This window comes from Limnospira platensis NIES-39, from assembly GCF_026000695.1.
In the GTDB taxonomy this organism is placed as follows: Bacteria; Cyanobacteriota; Cyanobacteriia; order Cyanobacteriales; family Microcoleaceae; genus Limnospira; species Limnospira platensis.
The window spans coordinates 308,499-328,084 of record NZ_AP026945.1 but is presented as its reverse complement, the minus strand read 5'-3'; the positions used below and the strand labels follow the sequence as shown (position 1 = coordinate 328,084).

Below are 19,586 nucleotides of genomic sequence, written 5' to 3'. Positions count from 1 at the left end.
TGGCACTATACACTATTGAGACCAACTACACCAACGATTAACTCTCCCTAGGTGGAGTCAATTGATCAGCCAATTAAATGATGACAGTGACTCAAAATGGGTTAATCTGATTCCTGTAGATATTTGCTAAGAACAGGAGATTAGGCTTGGAACGCACATTTCTAGCTATTAAGCCTGATGGTGTTCAACGGGGACTCATCGGCGAGATTATCAAACGCTTTGAAGCCAAAGGCTTTACCCTGGTGGGTTTAAAAATGATGAAAGCCAGCCGCCAACTGGCTGAACAACATTATGATGTCCACAAAGAAAGACCATTTTTCAATGATCTGGTTTCTTTCATCATTTCCGGTCCTCTAGTAGCAATGGTGTGGGAAGGAGAAGGTGTCATCGCCTCTGCTAGGAAGATTATCGGCGCTACTAACCCCCTGAATGCTGAACCGGGAACCCTGCGGGGAGATTTTGGGATTAGTGTTGGTCGCAACTTAATTCACGGGTCAGACGCACCAGAAACAGCCCAAAAAGAAATCGCCCTGTGGTTTAAGGATGAGGAATTGGTAAGCTGGGAGCCTAGCCTCAAGTCCTGGCTGGTAGAATAGCATCAGTTTGGGGACATCAATGGCGATCGCCATCAGTGGTCCCCAGTTTCCCCAAAAACCGTAACATTTTGTTTAAACTTGTTACAAACTCTTCCCAAGCGACCCATATTAGTTCAAATTAGTCAACAATCAAGATCACATTCAGATCCAAGGAGTTTCTTTATTATGTCTCTAACCGATACCCAAGTTTTTGTGGCTTTGGTAATTGCCTTGATCCCCGGTATTTTGGCATTCCGTCTTTCCACCGAACTTTATAAATAGAATCGATCCCTGTCTTTGTTGTCTCTAGGGACAATAACCGGACTTCGACAGAAAAGCGATCGTAATGGAGACAATTGCTGCATAATGCAGTAAATTAGTCTCTATCACTAGGCTTAACTGTCGGGGTCTTTTTATTTATAGTGCTGCGGGTTAAGTTTCGCAGCAAAGGATTGCATAACTCCACAGATGATGCAGGGACGCATCAACCGGGCTACCAGCCTGACAACTTGCCTTCGCATCAGACTCGATGATAAAAATATACTGAGACGACGATCATGTACGCGATTAAACCTTCTACACCACCTCAAAAACCACAGCAGTCTCCCCGTCCCTTGCGTCGTCGTTCTCAAGCCCGAGTCCGACCTCGCACCAATCGAAATCATCGATCGCTCGCATTAGAAACTACGGCGAAAATATTGACAAATTTCACATTATCTGCATTCGCAGTAGCAGCACTGGTCCAAATTGTGCCGAATCAACGCATCGTCCATGATAAATGGCGAGAAATTGAGGCGGAAGTTAATATGACTGAAGCCAGGGTTCAACAACATCAAGAGGAGTTTAGTCGCTATTTTGACCCTCAACAAGCTCAAAATATTATGCAAGAAAATGGCAACCGAATAGACCCCCGCCAGCGTCAAATTGTCTGGTTACACCCTAACCATAGGACCGCAGATAAACCTGAATTATCAGAGTCTCACTATGCGGAATTAGATCAGTAAAGTAGAGACAATTGGTTAACTACCACTGCCAATGAATCGCGCTTATGGAGTTGCGTAGTTCACCTTTCCACTTGATAATTTGCTCAACCTGCCCATTTGCCGTTTTCTGAAAACTGAGGCTGATTTTAGTTCATTAACACCATGGTTTTTGCCCATCTTTTTGGGGGTTAATTTCGATTAACAATCCCCCATCTCCTCCAACCTAGGGGTTGTAGGGTGATGGGGGTTAATCGTCAACCATTAAACTCTGATCTGGCGGTTCACCATTTCATCTGATTTTAGCCTCCGAGATAAGCGGTGATATCCTCGCCACATTCATCAGCCAGATAGCATAAAGCGCGAAAACGTAAACTGACTAATTCTTCATAAACCGGATTGAGTTTGCATAAGGGCGGAATGTGAAAAATAGTGCGATCGCCAAATTTAATATCTCGCTCAAAGGGGCATTGAGTCGGAATTAAACTACATAGCAATCGGGCGGTTTTCGGATTTTTGACTTGTATCTGGTTCAGCCACTGTCGCAGAGGTTGAAGGGGCGAAAATGATGGGTGAAAATGGTGGTGTGAATGATTTTTAACCCAACTAGCAAGGTGCAGACGGGGCATAGTATGGTTTGCCCAATTCATGATTAAATCCCTCAAATAGGAATACAGATGGCGATCGCCACCAGTTAGTATACTTTTTGCTGTACACTGGATCTTCAATCTTGTTGACAACTAATCCGCAATGGTTAGCGATCGCATTTCCTAGCTTGATCAGTCCAACTAGGGCTATTTCAAGCCCCCACTAGAATCGGTACTCCCATTTAGTGGTGGGTTATTGACGGTTAAATATTGCCATTGGCTTTGGATATCCTTCGTTCTCCCATCAATGATCTTGCCTTACATTTTCAGATTTTGGCTATGATTTAGATCACAACTATAAATCAAGTCTATAAACAATATAACTTTTACTGATAATCTAGGTATTGACAAGGAAACTTTTTTGTGAATTAAAGCCCAAGTATGGCGATCTAACCTGGGAAAACTTGGTTGACGATGTTTGGTTCACCGCCGGAGTATCAATTCTGGTAAACTGGCAAGATATCTGAAAGTCAAAAAAGCCCTGTCTAACCGGGGTGGGTAAAGTCAAAATCAAGCCACGGTGAGGAAAGAGACGTTGCTGAACACAGATGAACAGTTAAACCAGCAGCCTGCGCCTGTAACTACCCCTGCTGAAACATCTCAGACATCCACTGGTGAGGGTGATTCTGTTGGGGTGGAACAAGATCAAGCCGGGAACTGGGGGATATTCAATATATTTAAAGCATTTCGGGAGTATAACCAGGGGAATCGTTTATATAAACGGGAGCGATATGATCAGGCTCTGATACATTATCAGATCGCGGTTAAGTTAAAGCCTGATTCGTGGGCGGCTTGGTTGCGCTTGGGTAATACATTACGAAAGTTGAAACAGTATAAAAAGGCACTGGGGGCCTATGATCGGGCTATTAAATTGCGTCCGAGAAATTATTGGCCGTGGACGTTTAGAGGTATGACTCTATCGAAGTTAGAACGCTATGAAGAAGCGATCGCCTCTTTTGACAAGGCTTTAACTATGGAACCCAATAACTTTGAAGCCTGGTATGAGAGGGGTTTGGCTTTGGAAGCATCCCTACAATTTGAGGCTGCTGCGGCTTCCTATAAACGGGCGATCGAAATTAAACCAAATATTTCGGCTCTATGGTATCACCAGGGTAGTGCTTTGATGAATGACGATCGCTATAGTGAAGCCGTGGCATCATTAGATCGGGCGGTCAAACTGGAACCGGCTAACTATGAAGCCTGGTTTCATCGTGGGGAAATGCTGACTCGTGAGCATCGTTATGTCGATGCGATCGCTTCCTACGATAAAGCCTTAGAACTGCAACCAGCGAGCTTCAAGGCTATTTTTAATCGGGGGATTGCCTTACAAAAATTACATCGCTACAATGATGCGATCGCCTGTTATGACCAAGTGATCCAACTGCAACCCAACGATTACGAAGCCTGGTTTTATAAAGGTATGGCTCTGAAATCGGGGTGGCCGAAAACTGCTTTACTTAGCCTAGATCGGGCTTTGGAAATTAACCCGGAGTCCCCAGCTATTTGGATAGGTCGGGGTCAAACTTTACTGGATTTAAAAGAATATAAATCCGCGATCGCTTCTTTTGACCGCGCTACTCAACTCAATTCTAACTTTCCCGAAGCCTGGTTAGGTCGCGCAGTCGCTTTATTTCAGTTGCGGCGTTACCCAGAAGCCATAATTGCCTGCGATAATGCCCTGCAAGTACAACCAAACTTCCTCGAGGCTTGGAACCAGCGGGGATTGACCTTAGAAAGATTAGGACGCTATGAGGATGCGCTGAAGGCCTACGATAAAGTAATTCAAACTACTGTTTTAACCCTCGAACTAGCAGACCAAGTGGGACTACAGCGAGGTATGGCATTGGAACTACTTAAACGAGATGAAGAAGCAGTCATGGCTTATCGGAAATTGGTTCGCCAAAAACCTGATAACTTTCAAGCCTGGGTGAAACTGGGACAGGTTTTAGCTCGTTTGGGACAATATGTGCAGGCGGTGGATGCTTTTTCTGAGGCGATCGCTATTTGGCCAGACAATTACCAAATTTGGTTAGAACAAGGGGCGATCTTGGAAAAACTCGATCGCTATCAAGATGCGATCGCTGCTTATGACCGACTCATTAAAATCAAACCCGACTACTGGGAAGCCTGGGTCAGACGCGGCCAAGCCTTCGAGCAAATTGCCCTATATCAAGAGGCTTTTAATTCCTATGGGATCGCCCTAGAACTCAGCGAACAACCCCAACCATCACCAATTATCGCTCACCGAGAACGAGTCAGGCGGAAACTCGTAGATATGTAACCCCCAACGAGCAACCCCCATGGCCGAAAGTCATGGCTCAGTTGATGTTCAAAAAACCCCGTTTATTCCGAAAATATTCTTTGACAACCTAGAAACAGCATAGAAACCCGGTTTTAAAGAGAGTTCCTAATTCCTTGCACCCATGCCCTATGACCCCCCAGGAAAAAGCCCAACTATATACTAAACTGGCAGTGCTGTTGGAATCTGGTTTGACAGTCTATCAAAGTTTGATAGTAATCGCCAAAAAAAGCAATCCTCGGCTTGGTCGTTACCTGGGGAAAGTGATTAAATCTCTCGGTCGTGGGGAAGATTTATCTGTCGCTTTCAGACGAGCCCCTCGGATATTTGACTGGTGGACTGCTAGTTTGCTGGATATAGCAGCCACCAGCGGCGCACTACCGGAAATGTTGTTACAACTGGCTGAAATTGAAAAACAGCAGACCCACCGACAAAATTTTTATCGTTCTGTGACCATAGCTGCTGCGACTACTGCTTTCAGTCTTCTGTTGCTACTGGCGACTATCTTATACACCCATGAGGCTAACCTAAATGATTGGCTGTTGTGGATGTTTCTAGCCGGCGTTGTCGGGTTTATGGTCTACAAACTTATCCCCAGACTGCCTTTGATCCGTCGTATTCAAACCGCCCGTTCTATGCTATATCTAGCTGAGTTGGAATTGCCCATTAGATGTGGCTTGCCAATTCTCATGGCGATCGAATTGGTGCGCGATCGCATTCCATGTCCGCAGATGAGGGGAACTTTAACCGTAGCCTTGGGACAAATTCCCGCCGGCAAAAATCTCAGCCAATGTCTGCGGGAACGACTCCCGGCGATCGCTATCAATTTGATTCGCACTGGCGAAGAAACCGGACATCTCGATGGTGCCCTGTATAATGTTAAACAATACTATGAACAGGAACTAATGCGATCGCTGCGTCTACTACAGAGGATTCTGATTCCCGTGACTCTCCTATCAGCGGGAGGAGTAGTAGCCATTCTAAGCCTAGAAGCCATGAAATCACTCTTCATTTTGCTACCTAGTTAACCCCTCAAATCCTGGGAACTAGGAACAGATTGGCAAAAATTAATGTTTTCGAGCTTGTGAAATTTGGCAACTACATTTAAGCTGACTATAACCGCAACCGGATCCGAAATTGTGGTGCATAAGGCCTGCCGACTGCTAGTTTATTATTGGGAAATTCTTACCCAAATGCTTGACATTATACCCAACTATTGATACACTCGGAACCGTCAAGGCCTATAGCAGCATAGCTGTTCTGTAGTAGACGTAAAGTGCATCGCCTGTAAATTTTGGCTGACAAAAGGCGATTTGTACATGAGAATAGTCCGCTTTCAACCTAATGTTGAAAGCATTAAGAGACACCTCCACGTCTGCTTTTTAAGATTGTGCAATACTCAGATACTTCCGACTATTGCCCAATTTTTGGGGGTTAAGTGTATCTGTTATGAGAAATGGCAGTTTTCATTCTTTTAAGTGAGGTTTTACATGAAACTACCAAGTGTGAAGAATTTTCGTCCGGGATTGTTTTTCGGAGCGATCGCTGGTGTAATTTTTGCTCAAAGTGGTGCGATCGCCGCCGAGCGAGTGATTCTCACCTATGGACCTTTCCAAGCTCCCATCAACATCAGCGATTTAGAGGCATTTACCAGAGATGGAGTGACCACTAAAACTATTCGCCAGATTGTCGGTGCTTCCGGGATTCAGGCAGACACCCTGCGGGGATTGATGGGATTAGAAATTGGCTTTGACCTAGTACCATTTTCCTGTATGATTTACACTCCCACAGGTCAAGAACTAACTGATGAAATTGGTGCAACTGTACGAACCCATCGGCGAGTTGCTAATGGCAAAGCTATTCGCGCTGGACTGATTAACGCCCTCAGCAACGATGGCAAAATCTCTTTCTTGGAGTTTCTGAAATACTATCCTGTGCCGGGAATGTATGTCGATGTCGCCAATATTCCGGCAACAGTCGCTAAAATGCAGAGCGTAAGTACCGAATTGGGATCTCTGTTTAGACAGGGTTCACAGTTTGGGACTCAGTTCTCCGATGGTACAAGAATTGTCGGTGGCTGTTCTGCTCAACGAGTTGATTTACCAGGTGCTGGTGCTGGTGTTGTACAACCACGGCCCGCACCAACACCCGCGCCACGGCCTGCACCTGCACCAGTGCCACGGCCTGTACCCGCACCAGCGCCGGCACCAGCGCCGGCTCCTGGTCCAATTAGAGGCCTGTGGTAATTTGACTGTTGGTTTAACTCCCCAGGGTGTCAGTCAGACACCCTGCTTTCTGGCTCTGGGTTTTCCACTGCCTCAATATATTGGCTCTCTATTAAAAATGAACCTTTGGTGAATCTAACGCCCCAGTAACCACCAGGACGGCGATCGAGAACTACCCCCACTTCACCTAACTTGATCACGTTCGGAGGCCGTAGAATCGGCATGGGTTCCGCTGTTTTGATATATGGCGGTAGAGCAATCACTCTAACTTGTTGATGAACGGCAAATTCTTTATCTTTTTCCATCAGATCTGGGAATGCTTCCACTGAGCAATCACCCTATTGTAAACGATCGCAGCCATTCTCATTATAGAAATTCGACTGCTATTGGGTAGAATGTCTAACTCTAAACCTTGCAGGATAAACGTCAGTAGGCCCTCCCAACTGTCTAAGTACAGGTAACAGGTTAACGCCCGTAAATCACCAAAAAAAGTCTTGCGGGTCCTAGCAACTTGTACTTATCATCCAGCAACTCCAGCCAGGTATGCAATAGTACCGACAGGATGTTTCGGGTCTTGAGGGTGTTGTTATGCGAACAGCACTGGAGCATGAAAACCTTGTCTCAAGAGAGCAAGGATGAAAGGCGACACGGGTACTTTAGTGCCCGTCAGCCCAAGACCTGATCAACTCTCGAACAACATCGCTGTTTGACTTGACACGCTTACTAGATAAATGCTACACAGATTGAGCGTGGATAAAGGTAACCAACCACTTAAAAAACCTTGTTGCCTCAAGGCGTACACTGAACCTTGACCATTGAATCTATGCGGTTTTGCTGCATTGTTCTAGCTTCCTCCAGGCAGCAGGTAAAAGATTCACAGGAACTAGACAAATCAGTTTTTGAGGTATATTTGCTTTAATCTAAACAGGATTGGCAGAAATGCAACTACGGTAGGGCATACGTGCGAGACGTTTAGGAGTCAAATAAGGCTGCAATGCCTGAAATAACCTCCTAGTGGGACTTCCACCCCTTGGTGGAATATAAGGGATTCGCACCCCTAACCATCCCATAACTGTTTATATGTCCCGACGCTTGGAGAAATCTAAGCAAGGCAGGGAACTCAAGGTCATAAACCAACTGAGAAATCAGGGCGTTGAGAGTAACGGCGATAGCCACCCCCAGTTTTGGGAATCATAACCCCAGGATTGAAGCGGGGAACGGAAGGCGTGAGGGAAACCTATTCCCAATAATCCGACCACTGCCAACCATCCATGATTAGGGAAACCGAATGTCCGGCTTGAACCATCGTAATAACACAGTAGCGAAATAGGTTGATACGCTGCGCTCAAAAGAGTAAGGGGAAAAGTAGGATTTTGTATGAGATACCTACACAGACCTTTAAAAGTACCCCGGTTCTGAGGACAAATCTAAAGATGGAATGCCCGTATAAACGGAACGTTTAAACCCCTTTTAGGCTCTCAAGTGGCAGGATGTACCTGCACAGTAGTGAAAGTGTAAGCGCATACCTTTAAGGGGAAAGGATGTGACTGAAAGCCAATGCCTAACTGTAATGGTTAGGATATGCCCACTAGTCACGGTGTGGATATAGAGATGGCGACAATTAGGAGTGTTTACGACGATAGCGAGTTTAAAGACTACGATGTTGTATTTAGCTCTAAAAGTTGAAGTCACAAAGCCGGAAGTCGTTACCCTGTTCCCGATGTCAAAAGGGGTATCCACATCAGGAGCCGTGTGATGTGAAAGTATCAAGCACGGTTTTGTATTGGAGTTGGGGAAGGCGACTTCCCTTTCGACCATAACCGAAAGTAACGCTTGGGGAGAGTCCCACCTCTGGGCTAGACGACGCAAGGAATCTAGTTTAAGTGGTCTCGGTGAGCCAAGAATCCCCGTCTCTTCAGAGCGGGGAGTGTCAAGCTGATTTTCCACCTTCCACCCCGGCTATAACAATTTCTCCGACATTTTCATCCCTCATGGGATAACTGGTAGCCAAGGAATTTTTAGAGTGCGTCCCTATTTTAGTTCAAATCCGGTCTCCGTGCCACCTCCGGCGTGAAATCGTGCCAGTTTCTCGTATCGTTGGGCGTGGTCAATAAGTTCTGTGACTTCGGCTTCGGAAATTTCCCGGATACGTTTAGCGGGAACTCCCACCATTAGCGATCGCGGTGGTACGTCTTTGGTCACTACAGAACCCGCGCCGATAATACTACCGAAACCGACTCGCACTCCATCTAGTATAATTGCCCCAATGCCGATTAAACTTCCCGGTTCAATATGGGCGGCATGGATTACCGCCCGATGACCTACGGTAACATCATGTTCTAAATGGGTAATATATCCGGGGTCGCCGTGGAGAATAGCCCCATCTTGAATATTAGTGCGATCGCCTATAATAATCCGTTCAACATCCCCCCGCACTACCGCAGTATACCAAATACTCGCTCCTGAACCCACTTGTACATCACCAACCACCACCGCACCTGGGGCGACAAATGCAGCCTTAGACAAATCAGGTGGGGGAAAATGACCGACTGCTGGACAAATGGGAGCTTGATCAGGTAGGTTCATAGCTTAAAGGGATGGCTGATTGATACATATACAAAACCCATCGTTATAATAGACCACTACTGGCTCGGAAAACGCTTTCATGATAAATTCTGTCTTGCAGTACCCTATTTTTGGGGCGGAGATTCGCTGTCCTCACTGTCGCCAAAAAATCCCCGCTTTGACCCTGACCGATACTTACCTCTGTCCTCGACATGGGGCTTTTGAAGCTGATCCTCAAACTGGCGAATTGGTACATCTTCAATCCGGGCGACAATGGCGTTTATGGGAGGATGAATGGTATCGACAGCATACCCATCCTGACGGTATCCGCTTTGAAATACACGAAGCCCTCGATCGCTTATATACTCAGGGATATCGAGCCACACGAGTCATTATCGCCCAGCGTTACCAGGAGTTAATTAGTTCTTATCTTGAACGTAACACCCCCTGGCGTGACCAATCGGAGGTGGCGGAAACTCGTCTATATGGTCTTCCTGTAGAGTTTAGCCCCTCGCCACAGGTTGAACCCTGTTGGGATGTGATTAACTTTAGTCTGGAAAAGGAAAAAGAAAAGGACTCTCCTGCATCTTATCCTTATTATTTACGGTGATTGAAATAGATGGGGATAACTTCATGCACCATGCTTCTATTCGCACCGCTGATATTCATCGCGCCATCGCATTTTATCAGCAGTTGGGGTTCGATGTCAGCGATCGCTTTACTACTGGCTACACCCTCGCCTGTTGGATGCAAGGGGATTTGGGCCGCCTTGAACTTATCCAAATTCCTGAACCGTCACCACCCCCTGACCCCTTTGGAGATGAACATTATGTCGGTTACTATCATCTCTCCTTTGACTTGACTGATATTACTCCTGATTTACCTACTTGGATTCATGATTTAAGCGATCGCATCCCCTCTTTAAAGGTTCTCCTTCCCCCTACCCAACAGCTAATCAGTAACCGCGTTTATGAGGTCGCTTTTATTGCTGATGCTGACGGCTTACCACTGGAATTTATCCGCTTGTTAAAGGCTTAATTAATTCCACAATTGCCGCCATTCCATTGCTCTAAATTTTTTTTAAAAAAATTGCCCGCCGCCCTAAAGGGGTTGACAAGATGGGGGAATGGGAGGTAATATTATAGCATTACGCTTTATAATTGAAATATATCCAAAAATAATTTTTAAGTCATGCCTCCCATTATTTAAAATGGTAGCACAGCCACCCGCCCAAGTCAATAGTTATCTCTCATTACTAGGGCGATCGCCACAATTTGTAACAAAACTTAACATAATCGGCTATCAAAATATTAGCTGTTAAGGGGAGACGGTAACGAGGGAGTGTTAATGCGCTATCTTGTTAAAAAACGACAGGAGAATAAACAAATGGCAGATAATTCAACCGAAACCAGTAATAATGCTGTAGAGGCGGTAAGTAGCATCAAGGATAAATTCGTAAATATCATCAATAGTTGGCAACTGAAAGTAGGAATAGTTCTGTCCGTAGTAGCGGCGATCGGTTTGCTGTCATTTTTTTGGTCTCATATAGTAGCGGAGTTAGGGATGAAGGCTTGGTCAAAGAGTTCTGGAGCGACTCCGATTAGGTGTATGATCAGAGATACCAATGGCGATGAGTATGTCAGTTGTAGCGCCATCCTCAATGACCAAATAGTACCCTTAGAATGCGGTTCAAGCATCTTTAACGTGGGGTGTCGGATCAACTATGGGGCGGCGGCGGCTCCAGCAGTTCGCCAACGGAAACCTTAATGGGTGTAAACCCACCGGGATATATGGTAATTGGTAGGGGCGGGTTCACGGGGCTATATGGTAATTGGTAGGGGCGGGTTCACGGGGCTATATGGTAGTAACAGATAAATGCACATAAACCCGCCCTATCTATCCCCGTCATAATAAACCCGCCCTATCTATCCCCGTCATAATAAACCCACCCAGGTTAAGATAGTTAGAGAGCAGGGGAGAAGATTATTGAAACACCGACTAATCTTTAATTCCCTGCTTTTAATTTTAAGGATAAATTAATGATTTTTGATTGTATTATTGTAGGTTCAGGTCCAGCGGGAGCGACAGCAGCCTATCATTTGGCGAAAAAAGGTCATTCGATTTTAGTTATTGATAAAGCGATTTTGCCACGATATAAACCCTGTGGGGGTGGAGTTTCTCCGGTAGTTCAGGATTGGTTTGATTTCGATTTTTCGCCGGCAATTTCTCTGCAAACTCATGTGGTTTATTATACATGGAATAAATCGGAACCCATAGAGGTGGAATTAAAAATCAATCCGATTTGGATGGTCAGGCGAGAGGTTTTTGATTATTTTATTGTGAAACAGGCTATCAGTAAAGGGGCTACAGTTAAAGATAATACGGAGGTTATGGGGATAGAATTTAAGAGCGATCGCTGGTTAGTTAAAACCCCGGAAGATACCTACACGGGTCGTTATTTAATTGGGGCGGATGGTGCTAAAGGTCCTATGGCAAAATGGTTAGGATTTACCAAACAAAAGAAACTGGTAGCGGGGGCGTTAGAATTAGAAATACCGACATCTGAACCTGTGGATATGAAAACCTATTTTGAGTTTGGTTTAGTCAATAGTGGTTATGGCTGGAATTTCCCTAAAGCTGACGGCTATTCCCTAGGAGCCGGAGCCTTTTCTAAACAACGCAAAGCACAAAATTTTAAACGAATATTAGAAGATTATGCGACATTTTTTAACCTGAATTTAGATAATGCTACCGAATGCGGACATCCGATTTCTCTGTGGGATGGTAAACAAAAACTACATACCCAAAATGCAGTTTTAGCAGGAGAAGCGGCTTGTGTGGTTGATCCATTTACGGCTGAGGGTATTCGTCCATCTATTTTTAGTGGTTTAAAAGCTGCTGAAGCAATTAATCAAGCCCTAGGGGGGAATATTAATGCTTTAGATAAGTACACAGAGACGATAAATGAGGAATGGGGTAATCAGATGATGTGGGCTCAGAAATTAGCTCAAATATTTTACCGTTTTCCTCAATTTGGCTATAAAGTAGCTGTCAAAAAACCTTCAGCCACCGCGACTATGAGCCGCATATTTGCGGGAGAGTTGAGTTATTCAGATGTAGCAAATAAAGGGATTAAATTATTGCAAAAATCCCTCTTTAATTTTAACTAAAAATAACTAATATTCAGCCTCGAATTAAAACTCTCGGATAGGTCAAGGGGACATATTTTAATGACATTTGGTAGTGGTAGGGTCAGAACCGGTCAAATAGTGATAATAGACCGGAACATTAAAAACTGACGTACCCGTGTAAATGACTGTTTAAAAATCAATGGTTTGGGGAGCGCGGGGGAAAGGAATTACATCACGAATATTAGCCATCCCTGTCATAAACTGAACTACCCGTTCAAACCCTAAACCAAAACCCGCATGGGGAACAGTTCCATAGCGCCTCAAATCTAAATACCACCATAATTCATCGGGGTTAATTTGTAAGGCTTCCATACGTTTTTGGAGGATATCTAAGCGTTCTTCCCGTTGAGAACCGCCGATAATTTCGCCAACTTTTGGGGCGAGAACATCCATGGCGCGGACAGTTTTTCCGTCTTCATTTTGACGCATATAAAAGGCTTTGATTTCCTGGGGGTAGTCGGTAACAATTACGGGTTTTTTAAAGAGTTCTTCAGCTAGGTAGCGTTCATGTTCGGATTGTAGGTCTAAGCCCCAACTGACGGGATATTCAAAGGTGCGATCGCTTTTTTCCAATAGTGCGATCGCCTCGGTATAGGTAATGCGTTCAAATTCATTATTGATAATATTATCAGCCGTAGCCAAGACGGAATTATCAATTCTTTGGTTGAAAAATTCCAGGTCTTCTGGACATTGTTCTAAAACGGACTTAAAGATATGTTTAAGGAAAGCCTCAGCCAAGTCCATATTACCATCAAGGTCACAAAAAGCCATTTCTGGTTCAATCATCCAGAACTCGGCTAAGTGGCGAGAAGTATTAGAATTTTCCGCCCGAAAAGTGGGGCCAAAAGTGTAAACATTGCCAAAAGCCAGAGCCATAATTTCAGCTTCTAGTTGACCGCTAACGGTAAGAAATGCGCGTTTTCCAAAGAAGTCTTGGGAGAAATCTATAGCTTTGGTATCGGTGAGGGGTAGATTATTGAGATCTAAACTGGTGACGGAAAATAATTCTCCCGCCCCTTCGCAGTCACTGGCGGTGATAATAGGGGTATGTATCCACAGAAAGCCTCTTTCTTGGAAAAATTGGTGAACCGCCGCCGCACAGGCGTTGCGAACCCGAAAGACTGCGCCATAGGTGTTAGTACGCGATCGCAAATGGGCGATCGTGCGTAGAAACTCAAAAGAGTGTCGCTTCTTCTGCAAAACATAGGTCTGAGGGTCAGCCTCACCATAGACCTGTACAGTATCAGCCTTGAGTTCAATACGTTGACCTTTCGCAGGAGAGGAGACAATTTCCCCAACCACTTCCACGGATGCGCCGGTGTTCAGTTGTCGTAAAATTGCTGCATAATCTGTTAAATCGGGGTTGAGGACTACCTGAAGGTTAGCCATACAAGACCCATCATTAACCTCAACAAAGGTAAACTCCTTCAGTTCCCGTTTAGTCCTCACCCAACCCTGAACCGTTACCGCTTCACCGGGTTTACCTGTCCGCAAAATTTCTGCTATACGTCCTGTGGCCATTTTGTCTGTCCCTTAACCCATCTAATTTTATATATACCAGCGATCGGGAATCGGGAACCACAGGTCTGGTGACAGTTAACCATCATCACTGGGCGGTCCACTGTTCCTAAAGTTTTCTAAACCAATAGTATGTTTAAGTGCTATTTTCGGCGTAAAATTAGCTTGAGCAATATCAATGAGCGAGGAGACATTCCATGCCAGAGGCGGTGGGTGTAATTCAAACCTTGGGTTTTCCAGGTGTACTGGCGGCGGCTGATGCAATGGTTAAAGCTGGACGGGTGACTTTGGTTTATTTTGATTTAGCAGAACGGGGAGAGTTTATGGTCGCCATTCGGGGCGGAGTTTCGGAAGTTAAGCCCGCAATGGAGGCTGGTATTGCAGCGGCTCAAAATACCTTTGGGTGTACGATTATTACTCACTACACCATTCCTAACCCTCCGCCTAATATTGTTGATGTTCTTCCTATTCACCATACCCCCAAGAGCGAACCCTTCCGAGTCTAACTGGTCGCTCAGGTTGGGAGTATGTACATATAGCATATTCTGGTAAATTTGTCAACAATTGTCGCTGGACTCAAGTTTTGAGGTGCAGCGACGGGTTATTATTCACTCAGGAGAGTTTCGATGTCACAACAAGCAGTGGGCGCACTGGAAACGAAGGGGTTTCCAGGAATTTTGGCGGCAGCAGATGCAATGGTTAAAGCAGGTCGTGTCACCCTAGTGGGCTATATTCGGGCGGGTAGCGCTCGGTTTACGGTGATGATACGAGGAGATGTTTCCGAGGTGAAAACCGCTATGGATGCTGGTATTGCAGCGGTAGAGAAGGTATATGGGGGGGCTTTGGAAACTTGGGTAATTATTCCCCGTCCTCATGAAAATGTCGTGGCTGTGCTTCCTATTGATTTTAGCGACGCGGTGGAAGAATATCGAGCTGCGGCTGAGGGTTTGACTCTTCCTAGGGGTAACGCACGATAATGGACAGGCTCCTTGCTCCGGGGGAATCACGGAGTAGGGGGCAATGGTAAAATATAAGTTGTGCTACAATGAACCCTTTATTCGTTGTTGAGAGAGTGGGTTTCTGATGAGCATACTCAACAAAATCTTTAAAGGACAGGATGAAACACGGATTTCTCTGTCTACCCCGGAGGCGTTTGCGGCGATCGCTGTTAGTGCTATCTGTGCTGACGGCTATCTGTGCGCCCAGGAAAGGGAACGGATTATAGTTGTATTGTCGGAACTTCCCCTGTTTAACGGATATTCAGAGCAAAAACTCACTAATTTAGTCGAGAAGTTATTTGAGTTACTATCCCTCAAGGGGACTTACTCTCTATTGGCGATCGCTCGTGAGTTTTTACCTGTACAACTTCAGGAAACTGTGTTTACAGTAGTTAGCGATTTGTTATTGGTTGATGGGGTCTTGTCTATTAAAGAACGAGAGTTTTTGACCCATTTGTGGCAAATGTTGGATATACCTGCTGAACAAGCGTCTGAGATTTTTGAGCAGAAATTAGAACAATACGATCTCAGAACACCTAATGGTTAATGAGAAGATTAAGCCGATATCTGATAATTGTTGTGATCTCATTTGTCATAGTGACAATGGGGTTGACTCAGGCGATCGCACAAATCCCCAACCGAGGGGCGATCGCTCCATTTCAGATATCCCAGCAACAGACACAACCCCCTGATTTTGATAGTATCATCCAGGGCACAGAACAATTTATCGGGTTGTTTACTCTCTATCACAAACCCGAAACTAGACAGGTTTATCTGGAAATTCAACCCCAACAGCTTGGGCAAAATTTTCTGTGTTTTATTAGCCTGGAGTCTGGGTTAGAAAATAGTAACTTTTGGAGTGGTCAAGATTTAGGAAATTTCCTATTTAAACTGCGTTCTGTTCCCAACCGGATAGAATTATTAATTCCTAATATCAACTTTCGGATTAATCCTCAAGAACCGCAAGCCGCCGCCATAGAACGTGCCTTTAGGGATTCAGTTTTATACTCCCTACCCGTCATGGCTACCCACCCTGAAAGACAGAGTATTTTAATTGATTTTAGCCCAGTGTTAGTAGGAAATAACGAATTTTCTGGAGTCGTTTCTCGACTGGTATTAAGTTTACAAAATAACTACAATTTTGATGCTGATAAATCCTCTATTTCTAGTCTCAAGGCTTTTCCGAATAATATTGAAGTTGCATCAGTATTAGGGTTTACAGCAGTGGGGAGAAACCTGGTACCTGATAGCCCGGCTATTTCTGATAGGCGTGCATTTAACCTACAAATTCGCTACAGTTTTCTCGCCCTTCCTGATGATCACAGCTACCGAACTCGCCTAGCTGATGAAAGAATCGGCTATTTTACAACTATTTATCGGGATGTTTCTAACCCCAGCAGACCAGGCGCAATGGTGCGCTATATTAACCGCTGGAATTTACAAAAACAAATCCCTAGTGCGCCCTTGTCAGCACCAGTAGAACCCATTGTATTTTGGCTAGAAAATACCATCCCTTTAGCATACCGTGAAGCCATTGCAGAAGGGGCTTTAATGTGGAATAAAGCCTTTGAAAAGGTGGGTTTTATGAATGCGATCAAAGTTAGACAAATGCCGGATAATGCTACCTGGGACCCCGCCGATGTCCGTTATAATACCATTCGCTGGTCTACATCTTTTAACTCTCCTTTCAGTGGTTATGGTCCTTCCCATGTTAACCCTTTAACAGGTCAAATTTTAGATGCAGATATGGTGATTGAAAGTCAAGCCATTGACAGCTTGCGACAAAGACAGGAAATTTTAGTCGAGGGTAGTTATGCACAATGTCATGATGGTTTATTAGGGCGAAATTGGCAACAACCCACCCCTAATAATCAGGAATATTTAATAGCATTGGAGCATTTTTGTTTTGAGGTAGAATCTACTCGTCAATTGGCTATTGGTGCGATCGCCATGTCTGTGAATCCTAGGTTTCACCAAGATTCTATAGATGAGTATATTAATCAATATTTGCGTTATTTAACCGCCCATGAAATTGGTCATACTTTGGGGTTAAGACACAATTTCCGAGGTAGTACCATGCTAACACCAGAAGAATTAAACGATCGCCATATTACCCGGACTAGGGGAATGACCGCCTCAGTAATGGACTATTTACCAGTTAATTTAGCCCCCCCAGGACAACCCCAGGGCGATTATTTTCCCGTAGTGTTAGGCGCTTATGATGACTGGGCGATTCAATATGGATATCAACCTATTTTAGAACATACACCTTATTTAGAGTCTCGCCAATTGCAGGAAATTGTAGCACAGGCAACTGCTCAAGATCTAGCATTTGCAACCGATGAAGATGTATGGGGAATTTTTCTTGACCCCGAGGCGCTACCATGGGATCTCAGTAGTGAGATGTTACGCTATTCTCAATGGCAATTAGACAATGCCAGGTCAATATGGGATAGGTTAGAAACCCGTTCATTTCCCAGCAGTCAAGAATCTGACCAACTGCTGACAGCTTTTAATATAATTTTGAGTTATTATGCTAATAATGCAGCTAATGCCATACCATATATAGGGGGTCAGTCTTTCCATCGTTATCGCATTGGTAATAGTGGCGGTTCTTTACCTTTAGAACCAATTTCAGTCACTCAGCAAAGGGAGGCTTTGAAACTTTTAGCCAAATATGTATTTGCTGAAGATGCTTTTAATTTTTCTCCGAACTTGTTAAATCGCTTAGTTCCTTCTCGATGGTCTGATTGGGGAAATCCTAATCGTTTTGCGTCCTTAGATTATCCGATTAGCGATCGCATTTTGTGGGTGCAAAGTCGAATTTTATCTGAACTACTTTCACCAGCGAGGCTAACTCGTTTACGGGATTTAGAATTTAAAACTTCTCCCGGTAATGCTTTAACCATACCAGAATTATTGGAAATGCTAACAAATAGCATCTGGTCGGAACTATGGACTAGCGAAAAACAAATATCTATTGGTCCAGTGCGTCGTTCCCTGCAACAAGTTTATCTGGATTTAATGACTAATATAGTATTAGGAAATACCCCCGCTCCCCAAGATGCACAGACCTTAGCCTGGTTTCAGTTTAAGCAATTAGAAGAATCCCTAGATTATCTAGTAAAACGTCGTGGCGATCGACTAGATGCTTACAGTATAGCACATTTAGCAAAAAGTCGCGATCGGATTGCTAAAACTTTAGGAATATAGCCTTAACTTACCATATCAAAAACCGCAATTATCATTAACACAAAAATCCTCCCATTCTCCAGTCAATTAAACTTCCCCACCGGAATTGTCATAAACCCGCCCCCACCCACCCATAAATCATCAACCACCAGCCCGTAGGGGCGGGTTCCGCAGTCAATCAAACTTCCCCACCGGAATTGTCATAAACCCGCCCCCACCCACCCATAAATCATCAACCACCAGCCCGTAGGGGCGGGTTCCGCAGTCAATTCAACTTCCCCACCGGAATTGTCATAAACCCGCCCCCACCAGCCCGTAGGGGCGGGTTCCGCAGTCAATTCAACTTCCCCACCGGAATTGTCATAAACCCGCCCCCACCCACCCATAAATCATCAACCACCAGCCCGTAGGGGCGGGTTCCGCAGTCAATCAAACTTCCCCACCGGAATTGTCATAAACCCGCCCCCACCCACCCATAAATCATCAACCACCAGCCCGTAGGGGCGGGTTCCGCAGTCAATTCAACTTCCCCACCGGAATTGTCATAAACCCGCCCCCACCCACCCATAAATCATCAACCACCAGCCGGAATGATATAATATATAATTAGGATATTGCGGGTTTATCCGGTGTAAATAGGGCGGGTTTATGGAGTTTATTTGTTACTATCATATAGCCCCGTGAACCCGCCCCTACAGATAATTTGTGATGGTTTATCAATATGAAATACAATCCTGATATTCATAACCGCCAATCAATTCGTCTCCGAGAATATGATTACAGTCAACCTGGGGCATACTTTGTCACAATTTGTATTTATCATAAACAATGCTTGTTAGGTGAAATTAAAGACCAAACTGTAATCCTCAATTGTTATGGTGAAGTAGTTAAATTTAATTGGTTTAATCTAACCAGAGTTTACCCTTCAATTGAGTTAGATAGCTTTGTGATTATGCCTAATCATATTCATGGCATTATTATTTTAACAGACCACAGCCATACTCTCTCAAAAGTTGTTCAAGGTTTCAAAACTTTTTCTAGCCGTAGGATTAATCAATTGCGATCGCTTTCTAAAGTTCCTGTATGGCAAAGGGGATATTATGAACATATTATTAGGGACGAAAAAACATTACAAAAAATTCGGGAATATATTGTAAATAATCCCTATAATTGGAAAACTGACGAAATGCACCCATCCCAGAAATTTCCAATTTCCAAAAACATTACCAGCCCGTAGGGGCGGGTTCCGCAGTCAATCAAACTTCCCCACCGGAATTGTCATAAACCCGCCCCCACCCACCCATAAATCATCAAAAGCCAGCCGGTATGATATAATATATAATTGGGATATTGCGGGTTTATCCGGTGGGGATAGGGCGGGTTTATGGGGTTTATT

The 19,586-nt window shown here is 44.6% G+C and carries 20 protein-coding genes; 15 read left to right on the top strand and 5 right to left on the bottom strand.

Annotated elements, in window-relative coordinates:
* Window positions 1–146 precede the first annotated feature (146 nt).
* The 3 genes from ndk (at window position 147) to N39L_RS01620 (ending at window position 1,579) form a co-directional block, all read left to right on the top strand.
* Window positions 147–596, top strand: a complete 450-nt coding sequence (ndk, locus tag N39L_RS01630) for a nucleoside-diphosphate kinase (protein ID WP_006618727.1) — start codon at window positions 147–149, stop codon at window positions 594–596.
* 165 nt (window positions 597–761) lie between these two features.
* The gene (gene psaM / locus N39L_RS01625) at window positions 762–857 is read left to right on the top strand and encodes a photosystem I reaction center subunit XII (protein WP_006618726.1); all 96 of its coding nucleotides are present in this window, start codon (window positions 762–764) and stop codon (window positions 855–857) included.
* Between the two features lie 275 nt (window positions 858–1,132).
* Window positions 1,133–1,579, top strand: a complete 447-nt coding sequence (locus N39L_RS01620; protein ID WP_006618725.1) for a slr1601 family putative cell division protein — start codon at window positions 1,133–1,135, stop codon at window positions 1,577–1,579.
* Window positions 1,580–1,857: 278 nt separating this feature from the next.
* Here the strand turns inward: N39L_RS01620 and N39L_RS01615 are convergent, their stop codons facing one another.
* Complete coding sequence (locus N39L_RS01615; protein WP_006618724.1) at window positions 1,858–2,205, bottom strand: Mo-dependent nitrogenase C-terminal domain-containing protein; 348 nt, start codon at window positions 2,203–2,205, stop codon at window positions 1,858–1,860.
* Between the two features lie 532 nt (window positions 2,206–2,737).
* Here N39L_RS01615 and N39L_RS01610 point away from each other — a divergent pair.
* The 3 genes from N39L_RS01610 to N39L_RS01600 all read left to right on the top strand — a co-directional run bounded on the left by N39L_RS01610 (window position 2,738) and on the right by N39L_RS01600 (window position 6,747).
* The gene (locus N39L_RS01610) at window positions 2,738–4,483 is read left to right on the top strand and encodes a tetratricopeptide repeat protein (RefSeq protein ID WP_006618723.1); all 1,746 of its coding nucleotides are present in this window, start codon (window positions 2,738–2,740) and stop codon (window positions 4,481–4,483) included.
* Window positions 4,484–4,632: 149 nt separating this feature from the next.
* Entirely contained in the window at window positions 4,633–5,529 is an 897-nt protein-coding gene (locus tag N39L_RS01605; protein WP_006618722.1) for a type II secretion system F family protein, read from the top strand.
* A 462-nt stretch (window positions 5,530–5,991) separates the two neighbouring features.
* On the top strand, window positions 5,992–6,747 hold the full coding sequence (locus N39L_RS01600; protein ID WP_006618721.1) for an alpha/beta hydrolase: 756 nt from the start codon (window positions 5,992–5,994) through the stop codon (window positions 6,745–6,747).
* 29 nt (window positions 6,748–6,776) lie between these two features.
* Here N39L_RS01600 and sipA read toward each other — a convergent pair whose 3' ends face one another.
* Together sipA and N39L_RS01590 are read right to left on the bottom strand one after the other, a co-directional pair.
* Window positions 6,777–7,031 (bottom strand): regulatory protein SipA, encoded by a 255-nt coding sequence (gene sipA / locus N39L_RS01595; protein WP_006670270.1) that lies wholly within the window; start codon window positions 7,029–7,031, stop codon window positions 6,777–6,779.
* A gap of 1,726 nt (window positions 7,032–8,757) precedes the next feature.
* Window positions 8,758–9,312 (bottom strand): gamma carbonic anhydrase family protein, encoded by a 555-nt coding sequence (locus tag N39L_RS01590; protein ID WP_006616156.1) that lies wholly within the window; start codon window positions 9,310–9,312, stop codon window positions 8,758–8,760.
* 79 nt (window positions 9,313–9,391) lie between these two features.
* Between N39L_RS01590 and N39L_RS01585 the strand changes: the two genes are divergently transcribed.
* The 4 genes from N39L_RS01585 to N39L_RS01570 all read left to right on the top strand — a co-directional run bounded on the left by N39L_RS01585 (window position 9,392) and on the right by N39L_RS01570 (window position 12,461).
* A complete protein-coding gene (locus tag N39L_RS01585; protein ID WP_006616155.1) occupies window positions 9,392–9,901 on the top strand; it encodes a TIGR02652 family protein in 510 nt (169 codons plus the stop codon).
* Between the two features lie 23 nt (window positions 9,902–9,924).
* The gene (locus N39L_RS01580) at window positions 9,925–10,329 is read left to right on the top strand and encodes a VOC family protein (RefSeq protein WP_006616154.1); all 405 of its coding nucleotides are present in this window, start codon (window positions 9,925–9,927) and stop codon (window positions 10,327–10,329) included.
* A 348-nt stretch (window positions 10,330–10,677) separates the two neighbouring features.
* The gene (locus tag N39L_RS01575; RefSeq protein WP_172973462.1) at window positions 10,678–11,058 is read left to right on the top strand and encodes a hypothetical protein; all 381 of its coding nucleotides are present in this window, start codon (window positions 10,678–10,680) and stop codon (window positions 11,056–11,058) included.
* Window positions 11,059–11,330: 272 nt separating this feature from the next.
* The gene (locus tag N39L_RS01570) at window positions 11,331–12,461 is read left to right on the top strand and encodes a geranylgeranyl reductase family protein (RefSeq protein WP_014274086.1); all 1,131 of its coding nucleotides are present in this window, start codon (window positions 11,331–11,333) and stop codon (window positions 12,459–12,461) included.
* Between the two features lie 150 nt (window positions 12,462–12,611).
* On the opposite strand, the gene asnS is transcribed toward N39L_RS01570, so the two are convergent.
* Window positions 12,612–14,003, bottom strand: coding sequence for an asparagine--tRNA ligase (gene asnS, locus N39L_RS01565; RefSeq protein ID WP_014274085.1), 1,392 nt, complete (start codon window positions 14,001–14,003; stop codon window positions 12,612–12,614).
* Window positions 14,004–14,197: 194 nt separating this feature from the next.
* Between asnS and N39L_RS01560 the strand changes: the two genes are divergently transcribed.
* The 4 genes from N39L_RS01560 to N39L_RS01545 all read left to right on the top strand — a co-directional run bounded on the left by N39L_RS01560 (window position 14,198) and on the right by N39L_RS01545 (window position 18,211).
* Window positions 14,198–14,506 (top strand): carbon dioxide-concentrating mechanism protein CcmK, encoded by a 309-nt coding sequence (locus N39L_RS01560; protein ID WP_006616882.1) that lies wholly within the window; start codon window positions 14,198–14,200, stop codon window positions 14,504–14,506.
* Between the two features lie 120 nt (window positions 14,507–14,626).
* The gene (locus N39L_RS01555; protein WP_006616881.1) at window positions 14,627–14,977 is read left to right on the top strand and encodes a carbon dioxide-concentrating mechanism protein CcmK; all 351 of its coding nucleotides are present in this window, start codon (window positions 14,627–14,629) and stop codon (window positions 14,975–14,977) included.
* A gap of 106 nt (window positions 14,978–15,083) precedes the next feature.
* Window positions 15,084–15,545: a tellurite resistance TerB family protein gene (locus tag N39L_RS01550; protein WP_014274084.1), complete on the top strand. Its 462-nt coding sequence runs from the start codon at window positions 15,084–15,086 to the stop codon at window positions 15,543–15,545.
* Window positions 15,545–18,211: a zinc-dependent metalloprotease gene (locus tag N39L_RS01545; protein ID WP_014274083.1), complete on the top strand. Its 2,667-nt coding sequence runs from the start codon at window positions 15,545–15,547 to the stop codon at window positions 18,209–18,211. The genes N39L_RS01550 and N39L_RS01545 overlap by 1 nt, the downstream gene beginning before the upstream one ends.
* Window positions 18,212–18,390: 179 nt before the next feature.
* Here the strand turns inward: N39L_RS01545 and N39L_RS01540 are convergent, their stop codons facing one another.
* Window positions 18,391–18,576, bottom strand: coding sequence for a hypothetical protein (locus N39L_RS01540; RefSeq protein ID WP_014274082.1), 186 nt, complete (start codon window positions 18,574–18,576; stop codon window positions 18,391–18,393).
* A 335-nt stretch (window positions 18,577–18,911) separates the two neighbouring features.
* On the opposite strand from N39L_RS01540, the gene N39L_RS01535 reads away from it, so the two are divergent.
* Window positions 18,912–19,427: an REP-associated tyrosine transposase gene (locus tag N39L_RS01535; protein WP_014274081.1), complete on the top strand. Its 516-nt coding sequence runs from the start codon at window positions 18,912–18,914 to the stop codon at window positions 19,425–19,427.
* Window positions 19,428–19,586 lie beyond the last annotated feature (159 nt).

Bases quoted from the DNA above. Each gene is read 5' to 3' on its own strand.
- psaM (WP_006618726.1), top strand. From the start codon at position 762: ATGTCTCTAACCGATACCCAAGTTTTTGTGGCTTTGGTAATTGCCTTG.
- N39L_RS01620 (WP_006618725.1), top strand. From the start codon at position 1,133: ATGTACGCGATTAAACCTTCTACACCACCTCAAAAACCACAGCAGTCT.
- N39L_RS01615 (WP_006618724.1), bottom strand. From the start codon at position 2,205: ATGAATTGGGCAAACCATACTATGCCCCGTCTGCACCTTGCTAGTTGG.
- N39L_RS01605 (WP_006618722.1), top strand. From the start codon at position 4,633: ATGACCCCCCAGGAAAAAGCCCAACTATATACTAAACTGGCAGTGCTG.
- N39L_RS01600 (WP_006618721.1), top strand. From the start codon at position 5,992: ATGAAACTACCAAGTGTGAAGAATTTTCGTCCGGGATTGTTTTTCGGA.
- sipA (WP_006670270.1), bottom strand. From the start codon at position 7,031: ATGGAAAAAGATAAAGAATTTGCCGTTCATCAACAAGTTAGAGTGATT.
- N39L_RS01590 (WP_006616156.1), bottom strand. From the start codon at position 9,312: ATGAACCTACCTGATCAAGCTCCCATTTGTCCAGCAGTCGGTCATTTT.
- N39L_RS01585 (WP_006616155.1), top strand. From the start codon at position 9,392: ATGATAAATTCTGTCTTGCAGTACCCTATTTTTGGGGCGGAGATTCGC.
- N39L_RS01580 (WP_006616154.1), top strand. From the start codon at position 9,925: ATGCACCATGCTTCTATTCGCACCGCTGATATTCATCGCGCCATCGCA.
- N39L_RS01575 (WP_172973462.1), top strand. From the start codon at position 10,678: ATGGCAGATAATTCAACCGAAACCAGTAATAATGCTGTAGAGGCGGTA.
- N39L_RS01570 (WP_014274086.1), top strand. From the start codon at position 11,331: ATGATTTTTGATTGTATTATTGTAGGTTCAGGTCCAGCGGGAGCGACA.
- asnS (WP_014274085.1), bottom strand. From the start codon at position 14,003: ATGGCCACAGGACGTATAGCAGAAATTTTGCGGACAGGTAAACCCGGT.
- N39L_RS01560 (WP_006616882.1), top strand. From the start codon at position 14,198: ATGCCAGAGGCGGTGGGTGTAATTCAAACCTTGGGTTTTCCAGGTGTA.
- N39L_RS01555 (WP_006616881.1), top strand. From the start codon at position 14,627: ATGTCACAACAAGCAGTGGGCGCACTGGAAACGAAGGGGTTTCCAGGA.
- N39L_RS01550 (WP_014274084.1), top strand. From the start codon at position 15,084: ATGAGCATACTCAACAAAATCTTTAAAGGACAGGATGAAACACGGATT.
- N39L_RS01545 (WP_014274083.1), top strand. From the start codon at position 15,545: ATGAGAAGATTAAGCCGATATCTGATAATTGTTGTGATCTCATTTGTC.
- N39L_RS01540 (WP_014274082.1), bottom strand. From the start codon at position 18,576: ATGGGTGGGTGGGGGCGGGTTTATGACAATTCCGGTGGGGAAGTTGAA.
- N39L_RS01535 (WP_014274081.1), top strand. From the start codon at position 18,912: ATGAAATACAATCCTGATATTCATAACCGCCAATCAATTCGTCTCCGA.